The sequence below is a fragment of the Pseudomonas folii genome (assembly GCF_014357575.1).
GTDB classification, from domain to species: domain Bacteria; phylum Pseudomonadota; class Gammaproteobacteria; order Pseudomonadales; family Pseudomonadaceae; genus Aquipseudomonas; species Aquipseudomonas folii.
This window is the reverse complement of the sequence record NZ_JACONW010000003.1, coordinates 24676-42078: the sequence shown is the minus strand read 5'-3', so window position 1 is coordinate 42078 and position 17403 is coordinate 24676. Positions and strand designations below refer to the sequence as shown.

Below are 17403 nucleotides of genomic sequence, written 5' to 3'. Positions count from 1 at the left end.
GACACCCTTGTGCATTACCGCACGCCGGTTAGTATCGGCGCATGGACGCTAACAGTGGAATAGCCCAAATGACCCAGCATCAAACCCATATCGGCAGAGCTGACGAAGCTGACCTGGCTGGGATTCTAGAGCTTCAGGCTGCCAATCAAATCGCCCAGGGCGGCTCACTCTCTGCAAGCCTGCCACGGTCGCGGGTAGAGGCTATGATGAATGAAATGCCACTGATCGTTGCGCGCCGCGATGGGCGTGTCACTGGTTTTCTGATGACCACCACTCGGGCAATGAACGCGGATCTGCCAATCGTGCAAGCCATGTTCTCGGCTTATCACGGTGCGCCCGACGCCTATGTCTACGGCCCGATCTGTGTCGGAGAGCAAGAGCGCGGCAAAGGCTTGGCGCAGAAGATGTTTGCTGATCTGCGAAGCCTTGAACCGGGGCGTGAGGGCGTTCTGTTCATACGCCGGGACAACGAACCCTCTCTGCGTGCCCATCTGAAAATGGGCATGAAAGAAGTCGCGCTTTTTTCATTCAACGGGTTTGAGTACGCTGTTTTTTCTTATGTCGGATAGTCCGGGCGACTACGTGGCGAATTGATTTTGGCAGGTCTGTGCATGAGAAAAATAAGTACCAGCGGCAAGCGAGTCAGGGGCGTTGCTCGCCGCCTTCGTGCATTGGAGCGTTGGGCCTCAAGCTTCAGTGATATTTATTACCCTCGTTCTGAGAAAGGGGAAAAATATAACAACTTTAAAATCCCGGTCGATATGTCGTTGGTACAGGGTTCTTGGGCCAGAATCGAAGTTCAGGCGCTCTGCATTCAACAGTTGCTTGAAGCCGCTGCCCATCTGTCCAGAGCCGCCGACCGTTCGCAGGGTTACTATCGGGTCGCATGCATTTTTGTCTGGCCTTGGGTTCACCAGAGTGAGGTCACGGTTTTTTATGATCGAGATTATTACCTGAGCTTTTTAGGGCAAACCAATGCCCTTAAGCCTGATTTGTTAAGCCAGACGCTTGCATTGCATCTGCCCGAGCATTTTGTGGAGCACGGGCATGACGTGACCCAGCCGGACGACGAAGTCAAGGTTCGGTGGTGGTGTATCGGTGAGCCAGCGTGATCGTATCGTCAGTCGCCTATTGCGCAGCAAACACCACCCGAGCGCTGTTTCTTCCGAGGACCTGAGCCAGATCGCCTGCATCCTCCACCCGGCCAATCCGGGTGTATGAATAGGGCGAATCAAACGTAAGGTAAAAAAGCACCAGCGTGTTCGAACCGTACAGCATGAGATCACCGTTACGGATCACGCCCGGACGGAATGGTGCGGTGGGCAACTGCTGCGACAGGGTGACGTGTTTCTCATTGTCGTTCAGGTCGGGCATGTCCAGGGTGAGCGGAAGCCTTGCAGCGAATGCCCGGCCAGTCTCGTTGTCAGCGAGAGTGACAGTGAAACGGCGTTCGCCAACCGTCATCGATATGCGTTGCTCATTTGTTCGTGTGGACGTCGTGGTTGTTTCCGCGATGGCCGCGTTGGATATGACCTGAGTGCCGAGAGCCATCAGGCCAACCATTACGCGCAGAGCACTTTGACGTAAGCGATGTAATCGGGTCATGAATATCTCCTTGTCGAGAGAAGCGCAGGATATCCAGCGCGTGTGAGTCAATTCACCGTGTCAGCTGATGCTCGCGATAAACCTGACGCGGCCCGCGCCGCCAGCAGCGCAAGCACCGCAGCGACCACCAGCAACGCAGCGCTCAATTCGAAGGTGGCCCGGTAGCCGCTCAGGTCGAACACAAAACCGCCAACCGTTGCGCCCAGCGCGATTGCCAACTGAACAATCGCGACCATCAGTCCGCCGCCTGCTTCTGCATCGTCAGGCAGGGTTTTCGCCAGCCATGTCCACCATCCCACCGGCGCGGCGGTGGCAACCAGTCCCCAGAAGCCCAGCAGTACCGCTGTGGCAATCGATGAACTGCCAAATGAAACCAATGCCAGTGCGATTACAGCCATCAGCATAGGGATAACAATCAGTGTTCGATGCAGGCCGTTTTTGAGAAAGATCTCGATCAGGAATGTGCCCGCCAGACCGGACAGGCCCAGGATCAGCAACATCAGAGAAAGCATGGAAACGCTGACATGCGTGACGGTTTCAAGGAACGGGCGCAGGTAAGTGAACAGCATGAACTGCCCCATGAAAAACACGCTGACCGCCACCATGCCCAATGCCACGGGCATCTTTTTCATCAACTGGAACACGTTAGTGCTGCTTTTACTGCCGATTGCTTTCATCGCGGGCAGGCTGAACAGCAGCCACGCAGAGGCGAGCAGGGCGACAGGCACGACGCAGAAAAACGCCCCGCGCCAGCCGATCAAGGCGCCAAGGAAACTTCCCAAAGGTGCCGCAACAACGGTCGCCAACGCGTTGCCGCCATTGACGATGGCCATGGCCCGTGTCACCTGATCTTCCGGTACCAGCCGCATCGCCGTTGCTGCAGACAGTGACCAGAAACCTCCAATGGCGACGCCGATCAGTGCGCGTCCGGCCATGAAGATTGAGTAGTTGGGGGCGAACGCCACCACGGTGCCGGAGATGATCATCAGCAGCGTGAGCGACAGGAGCAGCAGCTTGCGGTCAACCCGCGCCGCGACTGCCGGGATCAGCAGACTGGTGAGCAGGGCGAACAGACCCGACACGGAAATACCTTGCCCGGCTTGCCCCTCGGTAACGTTCAGGTCGGCAGCAATGGGCGTTAGCAGGCTGACAGGCATGAACTCCGACGCGACCAGTGCGAAAGCTGCGAGGGACATGGCGAGCACTGCGCCCCATGAATGCTGATTGTTCTGTCGGGAGGCGTGATAGGTGTTGGTCATTGAATGATGTGTCCTTTAGAGCGTGAAGCGCCGCTGCACCTGAGTCGATGCCGCGTGAGGGGAGTGTTGCCAGTTGGCCTTTGCGCACCAGATGTCATTGATGATCATTTTCCCGGTATCAACGGAGGCTCTGTAGTGCATTCCACTGACTTACTTGCCTGATCCTCTGAGTCTCTGTTTTTTTGCAGGACGCCTGAATGCCGTCGGGTTAGAGTTCAGTGAAGAGACGCGAGACGAATATGGCGACCAATAAAAACACTGCTGCTCAACACTCGTCGGCACAGGAAAGGCTGGCGCAGATCATTGGCAACCGGATTGACCGTCCGGGTGATTTCGGTACGCCCATTGAGGGGCTTGGCTTCTTCCGCCGTGAGCACCCCTCGCCACCGGTGGTGTGCATGGTCGAGCCGAGCATCATTCTGGTCGCCCGTGGCGAGAAGCAGCTGTGGGTCGGTGGCGAGGGATATCCGTACGACACGTCACGTTTTCTGATCACATCCCTGAATTTGCCTGCCAATTCTGAAGTGCTGGCCGCTAGCCCGGAACAACCCTGCCTTGGGCTGACACTGAAGCTGGATGTGCGCATGCTGGCTGAACTGGCAGCGCAGGGTTGTCTGGCGCCGGTCCGTGATAAATCGGTAGTGGCGGGGGTCGGCATCGGCTCAGTGACCGATGCGTTGTTGGCCTCGTTCGAGCGCTTGCTGGCGTTGCTTGAAGAGCCCGACGCCATTCCGATTCTCGCCCCTCTGATCAAGCGCGAAATTCACTACCGGCTATTGATGAGCGATCAGGCGAGCAGGCTGCGACAGATCACAGCCGTTGACGGCCAAGGCTATCGCATCGCCAAGGCAATCGACTGGCTGAAACTGAATTATGCCTCCGCGCTTCGTGTCGACGAACTGGCAGCCCAGGTGCAAATGAGCGCTGCAACCTTTCATCATCACTTCCGCCAGCTCACCGCCATGAGCCCTTTGCAGTACCAGAAATGGCTACGGTTGAACGAGGCAAGGCGTTTGATGCTCAACGAACACAAGGATGTATCTACCGCGGCATTCAAAGTCGGCTACGAAAGCCCGTCCCAATTCAGCCGTGAATACAGCCGCTTGTTCGGCGTACCGCCCAAGCGGGATATCACGGAGTTGAGGGGGCAATGTGGTTGACTGGATGGAGCAGGAATCGGATGCAGAATACGCATCAGGATTTGCGCCGCAGCCCTGACCACATCAGCGACGGCAATGCCCGTGACGGCAGAAGGTGTTCGTCTTTGCCGACGGCGCCGGGCAGGGCATGCCAGGGGATGCTCGCTGTGCGGTGATGCTGCAGATGCAGGTTGATGTTGTAAGGCCAGATGAAAAACCGTCCCAGCCAGCCCACGCGCCAGGCGTACGTCCATTCCTGCCAGCCGGGTGTGACGCCGGGGCCGCCGCTGTGCTCGGCAATGCTGCGGATTTTCTGCAGCAGAGTGCCGAGGGTGATCAGGGGGATGAACCACAGCATCGCCAGCAAGCCCACTTCCTGGATTGAGCATTGCCAGACAAGGCAGGCCACAATCATCAGCCAGACCAGCGCTGCGGCAATCAAAGGCCGGGTGAGCCTGGGTGGCGCGCCACCGGCAGCTTTGTAGGCCGCGATGTTGCGCAGCGTATTGACCATCAGCAGGTCACCCAGCAGTTGTCTGGCCAGAAGCTTTGCGCTCAACGGCTGAAAACGCCACGGCTGACGGAAATAGAGGAAGCGGCGCTCCGGGTCCTGCTCGGTCCCGGCGTGCTGATGATGATCAAGGTGCAGCGGGCGATAGAATTCGATGGGCACCAGGCCCGGGACACCGATCGCCAGGTTAATCAGAAAGTCGTTGGTGCTGCGTCGGCGGGTCAGATTGTAGTGGGTGGCGTCGTGATACAGCACGAACAGGGCGTGCTGGCGTGCTGCAACGATGAGCATTGCCAACAGGTAAAAACGCCAGTCTGCGAGATAAACCGCAACGCGGATCGTGACGAGGATGCACAGCCATTCGAGCAACAGCGCCGACAGGGTGCGCATGTCGACCGCATAGCGCTTGAAGATCAGCGTCGCTACGCCGCACGCTACACCGATGGCCACGCCATAGGCCATGTCGGTAAACACGTGCTGCCCGGTGGTCATCACCGTCAGCATCAGCACCACACTCCAGACGGCAAATACCCAGGCTTTTTGCAGTCGCAAGCCAGCCATTGCGACGCTGATTGCCACAGGCAATGCCACATGCCCGCTGGGCGAGGCGGCCAGTGGGGCATCGAGCCGGTACAGCCAGTCGAGCCAGGCAGCGCCGGTTTCAGGGCGCAGGATCATGGTTGGCCAGAACAGATGGCAGACCAGACACAAGCCCGCCGCGAGGGCACCGGCAAAGAAAGTCGGCAGCAGCCATGTCGACTGACGCCCCATGTACACGAGCACCGGCATGACCAAGGGGTAGCTGAGGTACAGGGGCAGCGTGAACGGGAGAAGGGGAACGTGAGCGTCGACAATTCCGGGCTGCACAAGCTGCACAGAACCCATGGGTACATGCGTGACCAGAAAGTACAGCAGGCCGGTGACCAACAGGTACATCATCAGCCAGGTAATAGGCCGATCAACGCTGGAAGCGGCGGAATGAGGAGGGTGCATGTGAACAAAACCTATGAGGATAAAGCCTGGTTCAATCGATACGTGCGCAAGCGGACACTCAGCCTGACAGGTGCGCAATGAACATTGCAGAAGAGTTGGGGCGGGCACTGAATTGAGCTGACAGATTTATTGCCCTCAGCCGCCCGGCCATTCAGAATCCGGTCATTGTGTATCCATACATCGAAGGCCTCCATGAGTTTGTGCGCGACTGCTGTACAGCGCTCCGATCTGCAACCGAATGATATCGATCGGATGTTCGAGATTTATTCCGCCTGTTATCAGGATACTTGTCTGTTACGGTTCAAGCAGGACCTTGACGACAAGACCCACTGCGTCGTGCTGCGTGACGCCTCTGACACGATCATGGGCTTTTCGACGCTCAAGCTGTTTGAAATGCACTGGGACAACCAGCCCGGCAGGTTTATTTTTTCCGGCGACACCATCATTACCCCTGAACACTGGGGCAGCCAGCAGCTCGCGTTCGCCTGGTCCCGACTGATTGGCGACCTGTGGCGTCAGGCTCCCGACGTGCCCCTGTACTGGTTTCTGATCTGCAAAGGGCACCGGACTTATCGCTATCTGCGGGCGATGGTACTGGATTACGCACCCCGTGCGGGGCATTTGACCGAACCTCATGTGCAGGCGTTGATGGATCACCTGGCGTATACGCGTTTTGGCGATGCCTACGACCCGGCAACCGGCCTGCTGTCCTTCAAGACACCGCAGGGGCGGCTGACCGCAGAGCTTGCACAGGTGTCGGAAAATCATGCGAGGTTGCCGGACGTTGCCTACTTTCTGCAGAAAAACCCTGGTTATGCTCAGGGCGACGAGCTGGTTTGCCTGTGTCGCTTCACGCCTGAAAACCTGCGGCCGCTGGCGCGACGCCTGATCATGGCCGAGCAGTACTCAACGTGCTGATTCGTCAGGCGGGTACGGCGGACAACTCGCAGCTTCTGGATTTTCAACAGCGTCACGCCATGCGCGGCAGCATGCCGCTGCGCTTTGATCGCAGCCCGGATTACTTTGCCCTTCACAACTGCCATGCCGCCGATCACCGCACCTGGGTCGCCCAAAGCCCGGAAGGCGAGCTGCGCGGCTCGGCCAGTCTGGTGGTACGCGATGGTTACCTGCAGGGCAGCGCTGAACCGGTTGCCTATCTGGGTGATTTACGACTGATGCCCGACCGCAAGCTGTCCCGCTCATGGATGGCAGAAGTCCAGACGCGTCTCGCCGATCTGTCCCTGCAGACAGGCGTGCAGCAGGCTTACTGCTGCATCATTCGCGATAACCCGCTGGCCATTCAATCGCTGTTGGGACGACGGCGTGCAAACCCGTTGAAACTTGCCCACTGGCGTGGCTACAGCAATGTTTCGGTGTATGCCCAGCGTGGCTTGAGTCGCGCACCTCGCACATGCCCCAGGGTGCGAGTGATGCACGCGGAGCCGCGACATCTGGATGCGCTGAGGGCGTTTCTCGACAGCGAGTCGTCACGGCAATCCTTCGGGTGCGTGTTCAGCGAAGCAGAATTCGAGCGCAGGCTCAGCCACTGGCCTGACTTCAGCATTGGCTCGTTTCTGCTGGCGGTCGATGAGCGCGATAACCTGCTTGGCTGTGTTGCGCCATGGGATGCAGGAAAGATAAAACGGATCGTTGTCGAGCAAATGCCCGTGGCCCAGCAGTTGCTGCGCGTGGGCTACAACGCGGTCGCCCCGCTGGCTGGCCGACCGGGCATTGCCTCGCCGGGTAACGCCCTGCGAGATATCTACCTGACCCATCTACAGGTTCGACAGCGTGATCCCCAGGTGTTTGCCGCTTTGCTGGATGTCGCCTGGGCGCAGGTGCGCAAAGAATATTCGCTGATGCAGCTATGCCTGTACGACCATGACCCGCTGTGGCCGGCGCTGCGCCGTTACCGCAGCGTGTCCTTGCCGATGGATCTTTACACGGCCCCCTGCGGCAGCAACACCCCTGTTTTTACCGAGGCGAGTGCGGCGGGAATTCCGGGGTTCGAGATCTACCTGGTGTGATGGGTTCTGACCGGTAGGGTCTGGTGCAGGACTTCCAGCAACGTTCGCCAGAACCTTGCCGGATCAAACCCGGCGCCGCCCAGTATCGGCTGGCCATGATCCACATCCGGCAGGCAGATTTGCGGCAGGCCTGGTATTGCCAGGTCTTCCATATAGAACTGGCCATCATGCGCATGCCCCGGACGCAGGGCGTTCAGGCGTTGATGGTGAGTGTCGAAGCGCGAGCGTCGCACCGCTGACCAACTGACAACATGGACACAATGCAGCGTATCCGGCAGGGCGGACAGCATGTTGGCGACCTGCGGGTCTCGGTGGCTGCTGATATCCCGTGTGCCCTCGGCGAGCAGTGTGCTGTTGACCATCGCCTGACGAAACCGGTCCATGGCATAGCCCGGGCCACCTTCCGGAGTGCTGTAGCCCAGCAAGTCATCGATGATCGGCGAGGGGCCAACCGGCGGTTGCACCAGCGCGATGCCGTCACAGGCGTCGAGCAAGGACGGGTTCTGCGTCAGCGTCGCCAGCGTGTCCAGACTGCCCTTGCTGTGCGCCAGCACCACAAACCGCTGCCCTGGTTTGAGGCGCCTGCCGAGTACCGTCGCAATGTGTTCGCCCTGCGTAATTACGCCGCGCGAGGAGCGCACCGGCATGCGCAGGACCTCGTAGCCCTCGGACTTCAGCGACCGCGCACAGGCCCGGTTGCAATAGAGTATGAATTCCGAATAAAGCCCTGCAACCAGCACCACCAGCGTGTCTTTCGGCAGGCCGAGCCGGGGCGTTCTCCAGCCTTTGAGGAACAGTTCGGTCCAGTCCAGTGCTGCAGGCGGGCGCACGAAGGCTGTAGCCGGGAAATGGCTTTGCCAGTCGTCAAAACCCTCGGGGGTCCAGATATTCGTCATGCGGATCGGCCCTGATCGCTTTGCTCAACGCTGTTCATCGAGCGCCTGGCGAGCACTGTCGAGAAGCTCGCGGGTATCGATGCGGTTGGGGTGGAAACCGGGCAAAAACCAGAACAGCCCGGCAGGCACGATGCGCGAAAGCAGGCCCGGATTGACGAACAGCCACCACTGCAAACGCAGCCATTCACGCCAGTTGCGGTGTTGTTTGTCGCCGTGCACCAAGTGATAGGTGAAGTATGCGAGATCGAAGGTGAAATACACCGACAGGCTGATCATTGCCACACAGCGAAGCAGGTAACGCCATACCGGGTTGCGTTCGACGACACACAGCACGTCATAGGCAACCGCCTTGTGCTCGATCTCTTCCAGAGCGTGCCAGCGCCACAGGCCTGCCATTGTCGGGTCCGCGCCCCTGAGGTATGCCGGGTTACGCAAAAGCTGATCTGAAAGTATCGAGGTGATGTGTTCAAGGCTGGCGGTCAGCGCCAGTCGGAAGCTGGCCGGTAGCCGCTCGCTTTCCTTTCTACGCCGCAGCAGCATGCGTTCCAGCTTTTCGACCGGCGCGCCTTGTGCGCCAAGCCGCTGGTTATAGGCGCGGTGCTCGCGCATGTGTGACGCTTCCTGATAGATAAAGTCGTCGACGGCCTTGTCGAGCGCGCTGCCCTTGGCGAGCTTGTGGCGAAAATGCACCACGCTTTCGATGAAGATTCTTTCCCCCTGAGGGAACATGAACGACAGGCAGTCGAAAAAGCGCGTGGTGTGTGTCCGGCCTGCGTGCCAGTAGCGGGGGATGCTGTCATCGAAGGTAAAGCGTATCGAGCGGTACGCGATAACCTGCGGGGAGAGCTGTGCCGCCGAGCGTCGTGAGAGGATGCGTTTGAACAGCGACATGGTGCCCGGCTTACTGTGATGATCAGGGTGGACAGTGTGCCAGAGTCCGGCAGGCTTGAAACTGCCGAATAAACTTCCGCATGCGCGGGCAGGTATACTCTGCATTTTTACATGTGGTTACTTTATGCGCACTTATAAGGATATTTTGCCAGCACGCCGTTTCGATTTGGCGAATCTGGCGGTGCTGGCTTTCCAGACGCTGCTCTGGGGCGGGACCCTCACATGGTTGTCGCACACCGACGCAGGTGCGTGGAAATGGCTGATCCTGATTCCGTTCTGTCTGGTCATGCAAGGCGTGTTCTCGATGATGCATGAGGCGTTTCACAGCCTCGCGCACAGTAACAAGACCACCAATTACCTGATGATGTGCTGGGCTTCCACCCTGTTTGGCGCCTCCGCGACGCTGATCCACATCAACCACCTCGGGCATCACTCGCGAAACCGTACGCGTGCCGAGCTGGCGGACTTCGCCATGCCGGATGAATCGTTGCTGCGCAAACGCCTGGAATACTATTTTGCGGTGCTCGGCGGTATCTGGCTGGCGGCATTCATCGGCAGCCTGCTGCTGCCTTTGCTGCCGCCGCGCGTGGCCGATCGCTGGTCGCAAAGTGGTGAGGTCAACACTTATGCAGCGGCGTTCAAGGACTTCTCCATCGACGACTTTCGGCGTATCCGCAAGGAAGTCGTTGCAGGCATTATCGTGTGGCTGGCGTGCGCGTACCTGTTTGGCTGGACCTGGGAAGTGGTGCTCGTTACCTACATCGCATTCGGTTTTTCCTGGTCGTCACTGCAGTGGGTCTACCACATGCGTACCCCGATAGATGTCGTCGAAGGTGCCTACAACATGCGTGCGCCGCGTTTGGTTCGCTGGGCATTCCTCAACTTCAATTACAACCTGACTCACCACCGTCACTCGCAGATGCACTGGCAGCACATGCATGCGGCATCGGACCTCAAGGAAACCCGGCCGCTGTGGTTCGGCTGGCTCCAGGTGTTCACGCCGCCGCAGCGATTGCCCGATGACCTGTCCAGTCTCGACAAGACCTATTTTTGATGCAGACCGATGGCGACGTAAAAAGAGCGCTTTGGCAGTCATTCATTGACAGTACGCACGCCGTACTGGACCACTGGCAGACGCAGTTCGAGCAACCTGAGCAGGCTCAGGAGCGTTTGTTGTTAGGCATGTTGTCGGCCAATCGCGATTGTGCGTTTGGCCGTGCCCATGACTTTGCCGGGATCCGCAACGCCAGCGACTTTCGCGATAAGGTGCCGCCCCACACTTACGCACAATTGCAGCCTTGGATCGAACAGGCACAGCACGACCGCGGCGCGGTGCTGACTACCCGCCCACCGTTGTTTTTCGAGCGCAGCAGCGGCAATAGCGCGTTGCAGAAACATATCCCCTACACGCGGGAATTTCTTGCCCAGTTGCAGGGCTCGCTGACGGTCTGGCTGGCTGATATGTACCGCCAGGTTCCGGAAATCAGCCACGGCAGCGGCTACTGGTCCATGTCACCGCCCTTGCAGCAACCTGCCATGAGCGCCAATGGCATCCCGATTGGCAGTGTCAGCGATCTGCAATACCTGCAAGGCAGTGCAATTGCCGGGCTGGCGGGCACTTTGCTGATCCCCGACATGGCTCATGACGTTGTGCACTGGCGCAGGCAAACGCTGCTGGCCCTGGTTGCCGATGCCGACTTGAGCATTATCAGCGTGTGGAGCCCGACGTTTCTGACCAGTCTGCTACAACCATTGTTCGACACCGAAAACCCCGAAAGCCGGCAGACCTGTGACTGGCTCGAAGCAATGCTGCCAGCACCGCGCAAACAAGCCTTGCGCCATGCCCGTGCTCAAGGGGTATTCACCGAGTTATGGCCGCGTCTGGCAGCGGTCAGCTGCTGGATGGACGGGCCTAGTCGCGGGTACGCCGCGCAACTGGCGGCGCGTTTTCCTCAGGCTCGCTGGTTGCCAAAAGGCTTGTTCGCCACCGAAGGCGTGGTCAGCGTGCCGTTTGGCGAAGGGGCAGGCTGCCCGCTGGCGATTGGCAGTCACTATCTGGAATTCGTCGGTGACGATGGTCTGCCGAAAGGCGCTCACTCGCTACGCATGGGCGAAACCGCGCAAGTGTTGCTGACCACCGGGGCGGGTCTTTACCGGTATGCCTTGGGTGATCGGGTGCGTGTGGTCGGCAAACAGGGCGGTACGCCAAGGGTGGAGTTTATCGGGCGCAGTGCAAGTGCCTGCGATCTGGTGGGCGAGAAACTGGATGAGCAGCTTGTGGAGGGTGTTCTGGCACAGTGCATCCACAATGCAGACAGCGCTTGCCTGATCCCTGACTCCAGAAAAACATTGCCGCATTATGTAGCCCTTGTGTCGACATCAGCGGCTATACCCTGCCAAGTGTTGGCACACGACATCGAAGCAGCGCTGCAAGGCTCCTTCCACTATTGCCATGCACGCACGCTGGGTCAGTTGGGGCCGGTACGTGTACGTTTGGTGAGTGGCGGCGCGCAAAAACTCGCAGCGTTGCTGCAGCGCGCGGCGGAGGCAACCGGAATTCGTGCGGGCGACGTCAAACCGCGCGCGCTGATCAGTCGACTGGACACGGCCAATGCCCTCCTTGCAATCACGGAAGAACCTGAATGCCCGCACGTTTGAGCAGCGACATCGATACGCCTGACACTGACACACCTGGCGATGGCACGCGTGAGCAATGGTATGTGGCGTGCACGCAAAAGCAATTGCGCAAAGGCAAACCTTACCGGGCGACGATTCTCGGCCTGAACATCGTCCTGTTTCGCCAGCGCAGCGGAAAGGCAGCGGCGCTGCTCGACCAGTGCGTGCACCGAGGCACCCGGTTATCTGCCGGTAAAATCACCGATGACTGCCTTGTGTGCCCGTATCACGGCTGGCGCTACGACGCGAACGGGCGCGTGGCCCATATTCCCAGCGTGGATGCCGAGCAGGGCGAACCGAAGTCGCCCGGTTATCGCTATCGACAGCGTCATTTTTCGGTGTGCGAGCAGGATGGACTGGTCTGGGTGTACACCGGTACGGGCGATGCTCGCGACACACCGATTTTCCGGCTTCCCGCCTATGGCGAGCGTCCGTGGCAATCCTATTTCATGATCAACACCTTCGACGCCGATGTTGGCAGTCTGGTGCAGAACTTTCTGGATGTGCCGCACACGGTATTCGTTCATGAAGGTATTTTTCGGTCGAGCAGCGGTCGCGCAATGGAGGCGACGCTGGCTTGCAAGGCGCAAAGCATCGAGGTCGTCTATCACGATGAAGTCGACGAGATCGGCCTGATGCAATGGCTGACCAACCCGGACGCCGAGCCGCTGGTGCACACGGATCGCTTCCTGGCGCCGAATGTGACCTTTTGTGATTACTTGTGGGGCGCACGCTCTGGCTTTCTGATCGTCAGCCAGATCACCCCGGTCAATGATCGCCAGTCACGCGTCTACACCTACATCGCCTACCGTTTTCCGATGCCGCGTTGGGTGTTGCGAATACTGCGTCCGTTCATCCATCTGTACACGCACATCGTGATTCAGCAGGACGTCAAAATCATTCGCGCACACCGCGAGGGTCTCGACAACGTGGCGAACTTCAAACCGTGCAATGTACCTGCCGACGCCATCCATGTGGGCGTCGAGCAGTTGCTTGCAGCGGTTCGGCGCGGCGAGGCGCTGCCGGAGGCGCAACGTCGCGAGCGGCGGATCCGATTCGAGCTTTGACAGCCTGGTATTTCAACCGGCTTTGAGCTTCGGCTGAACTGAATTCGCCAGTTGCTTCAGTGACAGGCAGCACAACTCCGCAAGAAGGTGGTGACTGAAGGCATGCTGTTCGATTTGGAATGCTCTGCCAATTGATGTGCTGGTGAAGGGTCGGTCGTAAGGGGTTACTTGATTCCCAGGCTGGGTACTGAGCAGTTAACCTAAGCACCTTTCGTTCTGCAAAGCGCTCAACATGGCCATCAACCTGTTAACCGAATCCATGCTCGGACACTGGCGCGCTCCGTCGGGCGTCTGGTTATGCGAGTTCCAGTTCGGGAGCCGATTGATCTACGTCGAGCACCGCAATGGCGAGTCGCCTGACCGTCGGCTTGCCGCAGCTCAGCGCCTCGTTAATGCTGCATGAGAGGATTTGCCGCAAGCGCTGATGTTTGCCGAAAAGCAGTGCAAGGCGCAAATGGCCGAATTAATACGGCTATGCCAGGCTCATATGACGGGGGAGTCGCCGTTGCATGTTTACTCAATCCAGTTCGGACTGGACAACCTTAATCCCAGCTACGCAATTTCGAAAAATCCTGATTTCGATTGGGATCAGACCCTGATCTTCGAAGATGATCTGTGTCAGCAACACTGCGTAAGCCTGGAAAGTTACGAACCAGACCATGACTTTTTTATTTATGTCCGGCGTGTGGGGTTTCAACAATTCGAGCTTGAGGGCTAAGCGGGAAAACACATGGCGCGATTTTCAGTTTATAGCGGGACAACTCTGGTGGGCTATTCGGCGCTCGAAAATACAGATCCTTCAATGGGAGTTGCTTTCGGGCAATTCGATCCCGCCGATGGGTACCGTTTGATCCAGAGCGAATGCCGAGCTAATCATTCGGATCAGTCGGCACTCGCGCTAACGGTTGAAACGTCGGATGGCCAGGTTATTCCATGTGCAGGCGTCGGGATTCTGGATTACTCGGTTGAGTATCAGGACGACTATATCGAGGTCAATGTGCTGGGCATTCATGATCCGTTCTATGCAGAGTTGTTTGCTGATTAGCCACGTTGCACATGAGGCGGACCTGGCAAATTAATCAGCTATCCACCCACATCATTATCGGTTCATCAAACCGCTTTGTTTCCAGACGCTCTGGTGTCCCCGTGAATCCTGTCGGCATCCTTTGCAGGAGGAAGCCCAAACACCCGTGAATAATCCCGACTGAATTGCGTGGCACTTTCGTAGCCGACCTCGAAGGCCGCAGCCATGACGCTTTTGGCACTGCCGACCATCAACGTTCGGGCGTGGAGCAGGCGGACGCGTTTCTGGTACTGCAACGGACTCAGGTTAGTCACCGCCTTGAAGTGGCGGTGGAAAGCCGAGACGCTCATCGACGCGCGTTGCGCGAGGCTTTCTACCCTGATCGGCTCAGCAAAGTCGCGGCGGATCCACTGGATCGCTGTATTCACCCGAGCCATGGCGGTATCCGGTGCTGCAATTTCTCGCAGCATCCAGCCATGGGGGCCTTGAAGTACACGGAAGATAATCTCTCGTTCGTAAACCGGCGACAGGGCCGCAATGGCATCCGGATCGCCCATCAATCGCAGCATTCGCACCCAGGCATCCATCAGCTCGGTTGTGACCGGCGCGACCGAAAATCCAAGGTTCTTATCGATGCGGCTGGCAGGTTCAGGCAAGTCAGCAAACAGCGTGGATAACACGGTGGGATCGAGTGTCAGGCTGACTGCCAGGTAGGGCTCGCCGGACTCGGCGGGATGCACCGAACCTACCGCTGGCAATTCAATGGACATCACGAAATAGGTCGCAGGGTCGTACCGCAGCGTTCGATCACCCACCGTCATGCTTTTGCTGCCTTGCAGAATCAGGTTGATCATCGGGTCATAGACAGCCGCCAGCATGTGTTCGGGGATTTTGCCCTGAACCATGGCCACGCGCGGGATGCCCGTTTCGGTACGCCGGTTTTCAGCTCCGGCCGCGAGCGACCTGAGTTCATTCAGTTGTTTGTCCATCTGCAGCATGCTGAAGGCAGAGCATGGCGATGCGCAAGCAAAAAGCAGAAACGGGCAGGTTTCGAGTAGGAACGGGTACGACCCTGGACGGTGTGATGCGTACTGTGGAGTCACGTTTGAACCACAGAGGAAATTCACATGGGCGTTATTGTCATTACTGGCGGCAGCCGTGGAATCGGTGCAAGTGCAGCCGAGCACGCTGCTCAACGAGGTATGGGAGTCATCCTGACCTACAATTCCAACCCGCAAGCCGCAGCGTCGGTGGTGGAGCGCATAGAGCAGACCGGTGGCAAGGCCGTTGCGCTAAAACTCGATGTGGCTGACGTTGGCAGCTTCGATGCGTTTCGCGAGGAAGTGGTGCTGGCTCTGCGTGAAACCTGGGCGGCTACTTCGTTGAGTGGCCTGGTCAACAATGCGGGATATGGCTTGTTCAACCCCTTGGCCACGGTCACAGAGGCGCAGTTCGATGGCCTGTTCAATGTGCACCTCAAGGGCCCGTTTTTCCTCACGCAGGCACTACTCCCTCTGCTGGCGGAAAACGCCAGCATCGTCAATCTCACCAGCGCAACGACCCGGGTAGCCACTGCGGGTGTTGCGCCCTATGCAGCCTTCAAGGGCGGGCTTGAAGTCTTGACCCGCTACATGGCCAAAGAGTTTGGCGAGCGGCGTATCCGAGCCAACGCCGTATCACCCGGCGCTATCCGCACTGAACTGGGCGGGGGGCTAAACGATGAGTTTGAAGCGATGCTGGCGTCGCAAACGGCGCTTGGCAGGGTGGGTGAGCCCGAGGATGTCGCTCGTGTGATCGCCATGTTGCTGTCCGAAGAGGGCGCCTGGATCAATGCCCAGACTATCGAAGTCGCAGGCGGTTACAACATCTGAGCGAGAGGGTTTTGCCATGCTGGATCATATTTTTCTGTCGGTGAGCAACATCGCGCGTTCCATCAGCTTCTATGAGGGTGTTCTTGTACCACTGGGCATTACCGGACGCCTGGACTACGACGGCAAGGACGGTCCGCCGGGTCATCCTGATCTGAAAGGCTTCGGCGCCAATGGTCGGGTATTTTTCTGGTTGCGTGAAGGGGTAGTCGAAGGTCGCGCTGTCCACATCGGTTTCGTGGCCAACAGCAAGGCTGAAGTTGAAGCTGCCTATGACGCTGCGATCAAGCAGGGCGCAATCGACAACGGCCCTCCCGGTGCGCGATTGCACTACGACCCGGCGTACTACGCCGCCAATGTGCTGGACCCGGATGGGTACAGCCTGGAGTTTGTTTACAAAAACTGGCAGCGCACCCAATGAGCACACTTCTGATCTACGGAGCTACGGGCTATACCGGTCGCATGGCTGCAGAACGTGCGAAAGCATCAGGTCTGAAATTTGAAATCGCCGGGCGTGATCACCCTCGAATCGCGGCCCTCGCTGCGCAGTTGGGTGTGCCTTTTCGCGTGTTTGATATCGGTCCGGATACAGAGAAATTTCTCTCTGGTATCTCGGTATTGCTGAACTTCGCGGGACCATTTGCGCAAACGGCAGAAGCGTTGATGCGCGCCTGCATCAAAGCTGGCGTTGATTATCTGGACATTACCGCAGAGATCAATGTTTACCGGTTGGCCGAACGGCTGGGTGCTGAAGCGGTTGCGGCACAGGTCATGCTGTTGCCTGGGGTTGGATGGGATGTTGTCCCGACCGACTCGCTGGCGGTCCATGTCGCTCAGCGTGTCGCCAAGCCTCTGACCTTGAGCATTGCGCTTCAGGTGCCAGGATCAATGTCTCGTGGGTCAGCCATGAGCGTCAGCGAAATCATTGGCGCCGGTGTCCTCGCGAGAGTCGATGGTGAACTCGTTGCAACCCCTGATGCCCAGCCACGCTACTTTGATTTCGGCGAGGGACCGGTTCTATGTGTGCCGCTGTCTTTCGGTGATCTGGTGACGGGGTGGCATTCGACCGGTATCCCCAACATTGCGATGTTTGTGCATCTTTCTGGCGAAGCTTTTCCAGAGGGCGATCTCTCGCTCCTGCCGGACGGACCTAGCGCAGAAGAAAGGGATACTTATCGAGCGCATGCGGCCGTCGAGATTATGGGGGCTGATGGCGCGATTTCACGGTCCGTGATCGAAACCGTAAATGGTTATTCCTATACGCCGCTGGCGGCTGTTGAAGCGGCACGCCGTGTATTGGGCGGAGAGCGGCGCGCAGGCTTTTCCACTCCGACGAAGGTCTTCGGCGGCGGATTTGCCCAAAGCATTGCAGGGACGGTAATCACTGACCTTTAAAATCTTGCTCGCGATAGCGTCAGTTCAGGCGATAAATTCGTCGACCAGGAAA

At 58.4% G+C, this 17403-nt stretch carries 20 protein-coding genes; 14 read left to right on the top strand and 6 right to left on the bottom strand.

The window, feature by feature from the left end; all coding sequences use genetic code 11:
• The first annotated feature begins 68 nt into the window (after positions 1–68).
• Together H8S59_RS01425 and H8S59_RS01420 are read left to right on the top strand one after the other, a co-directional pair.
• Positions 69–569 carry a GNAT family N-acetyltransferase gene (locus H8S59_RS01425; RefSeq protein ID WP_187520218.1) on the top strand — a complete coding sequence of 167 codons (501 nt, stop codon included), beginning with the start codon at positions 69–71 and terminating at the stop codon, positions 567–569.
• Positions 570–611: 42 nt separating this feature from the next.
• A complete protein-coding gene (locus H8S59_RS01420; protein ID WP_027899308.1) occupies positions 612–1112 on the top strand; it encodes a DUF3916 domain-containing protein in 501 nt (166 codons plus the stop codon).
• Between the two features lie 16 nt (positions 1113–1128).
• On the opposite strand, the gene H8S59_RS01415 is transcribed toward H8S59_RS01420, so the two are convergent.
• Positions 1129–1605 carry a cyclophilin-like fold protein gene (locus H8S59_RS01415; RefSeq protein ID WP_176560652.1) on the bottom strand — a complete coding sequence of 159 codons (477 nt, stop codon included), beginning with the start codon at positions 1603–1605 and terminating at the stop codon, positions 1129–1131.
• A gap of 47 nt (positions 1606–1652) precedes the next feature.
• The gene (locus H8S59_RS01410; protein ID WP_187520217.1) at positions 1653–2864 is read right to left on the bottom strand and encodes an MFS transporter; all 1212 of its coding nucleotides are present in this window, start codon (positions 2862–2864) and stop codon (positions 1653–1655) included.
• Positions 2865–3103: 239 nt separating this feature from the next.
• Here H8S59_RS01410 and H8S59_RS01405 point away from each other — a divergent pair, with 239 nt between their 5' ends.
• Positions 3104–4024, top strand: coding sequence for an AraC family transcriptional regulator (locus tag H8S59_RS01405; RefSeq protein ID WP_187520216.1), 921 nt, complete (start codon positions 3104–3106; stop codon positions 4022–4024).
• 34 nt (positions 4025–4058) lie between these two features.
• Here the strand turns inward: H8S59_RS01405 and H8S59_RS01400 are convergent, their stop codons facing one another.
• Positions 4059–5507, bottom strand: coding sequence for a fatty acid desaturase (locus H8S59_RS01400; protein WP_187520215.1), 1449 nt, complete (start codon positions 5505–5507; stop codon positions 4059–4061).
• 252 nt (positions 5508–5759) lie between these two features.
• Here H8S59_RS01400 and H8S59_RS01395 point away from each other — a divergent pair, with 252 nt between their 5' ends.
• Together H8S59_RS01395 and H8S59_RS01390 are read left to right on the top strand one after the other, a co-directional pair.
• Positions 5760–6425: a hypothetical protein gene (locus H8S59_RS01395; RefSeq protein ID WP_176469969.1), complete on the top strand. Its 666-nt coding sequence runs from the start codon at positions 5760–5762 to the stop codon at positions 6423–6425.
• Complete coding sequence (locus tag H8S59_RS01390; RefSeq protein WP_187520214.1) at positions 6419–7534, top strand: hypothetical protein; 1116 nt, start codon at positions 6419–6421, stop codon at positions 7532–7534. Before H8S59_RS01395 ends, H8S59_RS01390 begins: the two co-directional genes overlap by 7 nt.
• On the opposite strand, the gene H8S59_RS01385 is transcribed toward H8S59_RS01390, so the two are convergent.
• Entirely contained in the window at positions 7522–8430 is a 909-nt protein-coding gene (locus H8S59_RS01385; protein ID WP_187520213.1) for a hypothetical protein, read from the bottom strand. The two genes, H8S59_RS01390 and H8S59_RS01385, sit on opposite strands and share 13 nt — an antisense overlap.
• A gap of 24 nt (positions 8431–8454) precedes the next feature.
• On the bottom strand, positions 8455–9321 hold the full coding sequence (locus tag H8S59_RS01380; RefSeq protein ID WP_187520212.1) for a metal-dependent hydrolase: 867 nt from the start codon (positions 9319–9321) through the stop codon (positions 8455–8457).
• A gap of 124 nt (positions 9322–9445) precedes the next feature.
• Here H8S59_RS01380 and H8S59_RS01375 point away from each other — a divergent pair, with 124 nt between their 5' ends.
• The 6 genes from H8S59_RS01375 (at position 9446) to H8S59_RS01355 (ending at position 14109) form a co-directional block, all read left to right on the top strand.
• The gene (locus H8S59_RS01375) at positions 9446–10375 is read left to right on the top strand and encodes a fatty acid desaturase family protein (protein ID WP_187520211.1); all 930 of its coding nucleotides are present in this window, start codon (positions 9446–9448) and stop codon (positions 10373–10375) included.
• A complete protein-coding gene (locus tag H8S59_RS01370; protein ID WP_187520265.1) occupies positions 10375–11979 on the top strand; it encodes a GH3 family acyl-acid amido synthetase in 1605 nt (534 codons plus the stop codon). The genes H8S59_RS01375 and H8S59_RS01370 overlap by 1 nt, the downstream gene beginning before the upstream one ends.
• Entirely contained in the window at positions 11964–13064 is a 1101-nt protein-coding gene (locus H8S59_RS01365; RefSeq protein WP_187520210.1) for an aromatic ring-hydroxylating oxygenase subunit alpha, read from the top strand. Before H8S59_RS01370 ends, H8S59_RS01365 begins: the two co-directional genes overlap by 16 nt.
• A gap of 232 nt (positions 13065–13296) precedes the next feature.
• The gene (locus H8S59_RS26890) at positions 13297–13467 is read left to right on the top strand and encodes a hypothetical protein (protein ID WP_246474994.1); all 171 of its coding nucleotides are present in this window, start codon (positions 13297–13299) and stop codon (positions 13465–13467) included.
• A 21-nt stretch (positions 13468–13488) separates the two neighbouring features.
• The gene (locus H8S59_RS26885) at positions 13489–13782 is read left to right on the top strand and encodes a hypothetical protein (RefSeq protein ID WP_246474993.1); all 294 of its coding nucleotides are present in this window, start codon (positions 13489–13491) and stop codon (positions 13780–13782) included.
• 12 nt (positions 13783–13794) lie between these two features.
• Positions 13795–14109 (top strand): hypothetical protein, encoded by a 315-nt coding sequence (locus tag H8S59_RS01355; protein WP_246474992.1) that lies wholly within the window; start codon positions 13795–13797, stop codon positions 14107–14109.
• A 65-nt stretch (positions 14110–14174) separates the two neighbouring features.
• Here the strand turns inward: H8S59_RS01355 and H8S59_RS01350 are convergent, their stop codons facing one another.
• Positions 14175–15077 carry an AraC family transcriptional regulator gene (locus H8S59_RS01350; protein ID WP_187520209.1) on the bottom strand — a complete coding sequence of 301 codons (903 nt, stop codon included), beginning with the start codon at positions 15075–15077 and terminating at the stop codon, positions 14175–14177.
• 138 nt (positions 15078–15215) lie between these two features.
• Between H8S59_RS01350 and H8S59_RS01345 the strand changes: the two genes are divergently transcribed.
• The 3 genes from H8S59_RS01345 to H8S59_RS01335 are packed head-to-tail and all read left to right on the top strand — an operon-like array spanning position 15216 to position 17351.
• Positions 15216–15959, top strand: coding sequence for an SDR family NAD(P)-dependent oxidoreductase (locus H8S59_RS01345; protein WP_187520208.1), 744 nt, complete (start codon positions 15216–15218; stop codon positions 15957–15959).
• 16 nt (positions 15960–15975) lie between these two features.
• Complete coding sequence (locus tag H8S59_RS01340; RefSeq protein WP_187520207.1) at positions 15976–16377, top strand: VOC family protein; 402 nt, start codon at positions 15976–15978, stop codon at positions 16375–16377.
• Positions 16374–17351, top strand: coding sequence for a saccharopine dehydrogenase family protein (locus tag H8S59_RS01335; protein WP_187520206.1), 978 nt, complete (start codon positions 16374–16376; stop codon positions 17349–17351). The genes H8S59_RS01340 and H8S59_RS01335 overlap by 4 nt, the downstream gene beginning before the upstream one ends.
• Positions 17352–17403 lie beyond the last annotated feature (52 nt).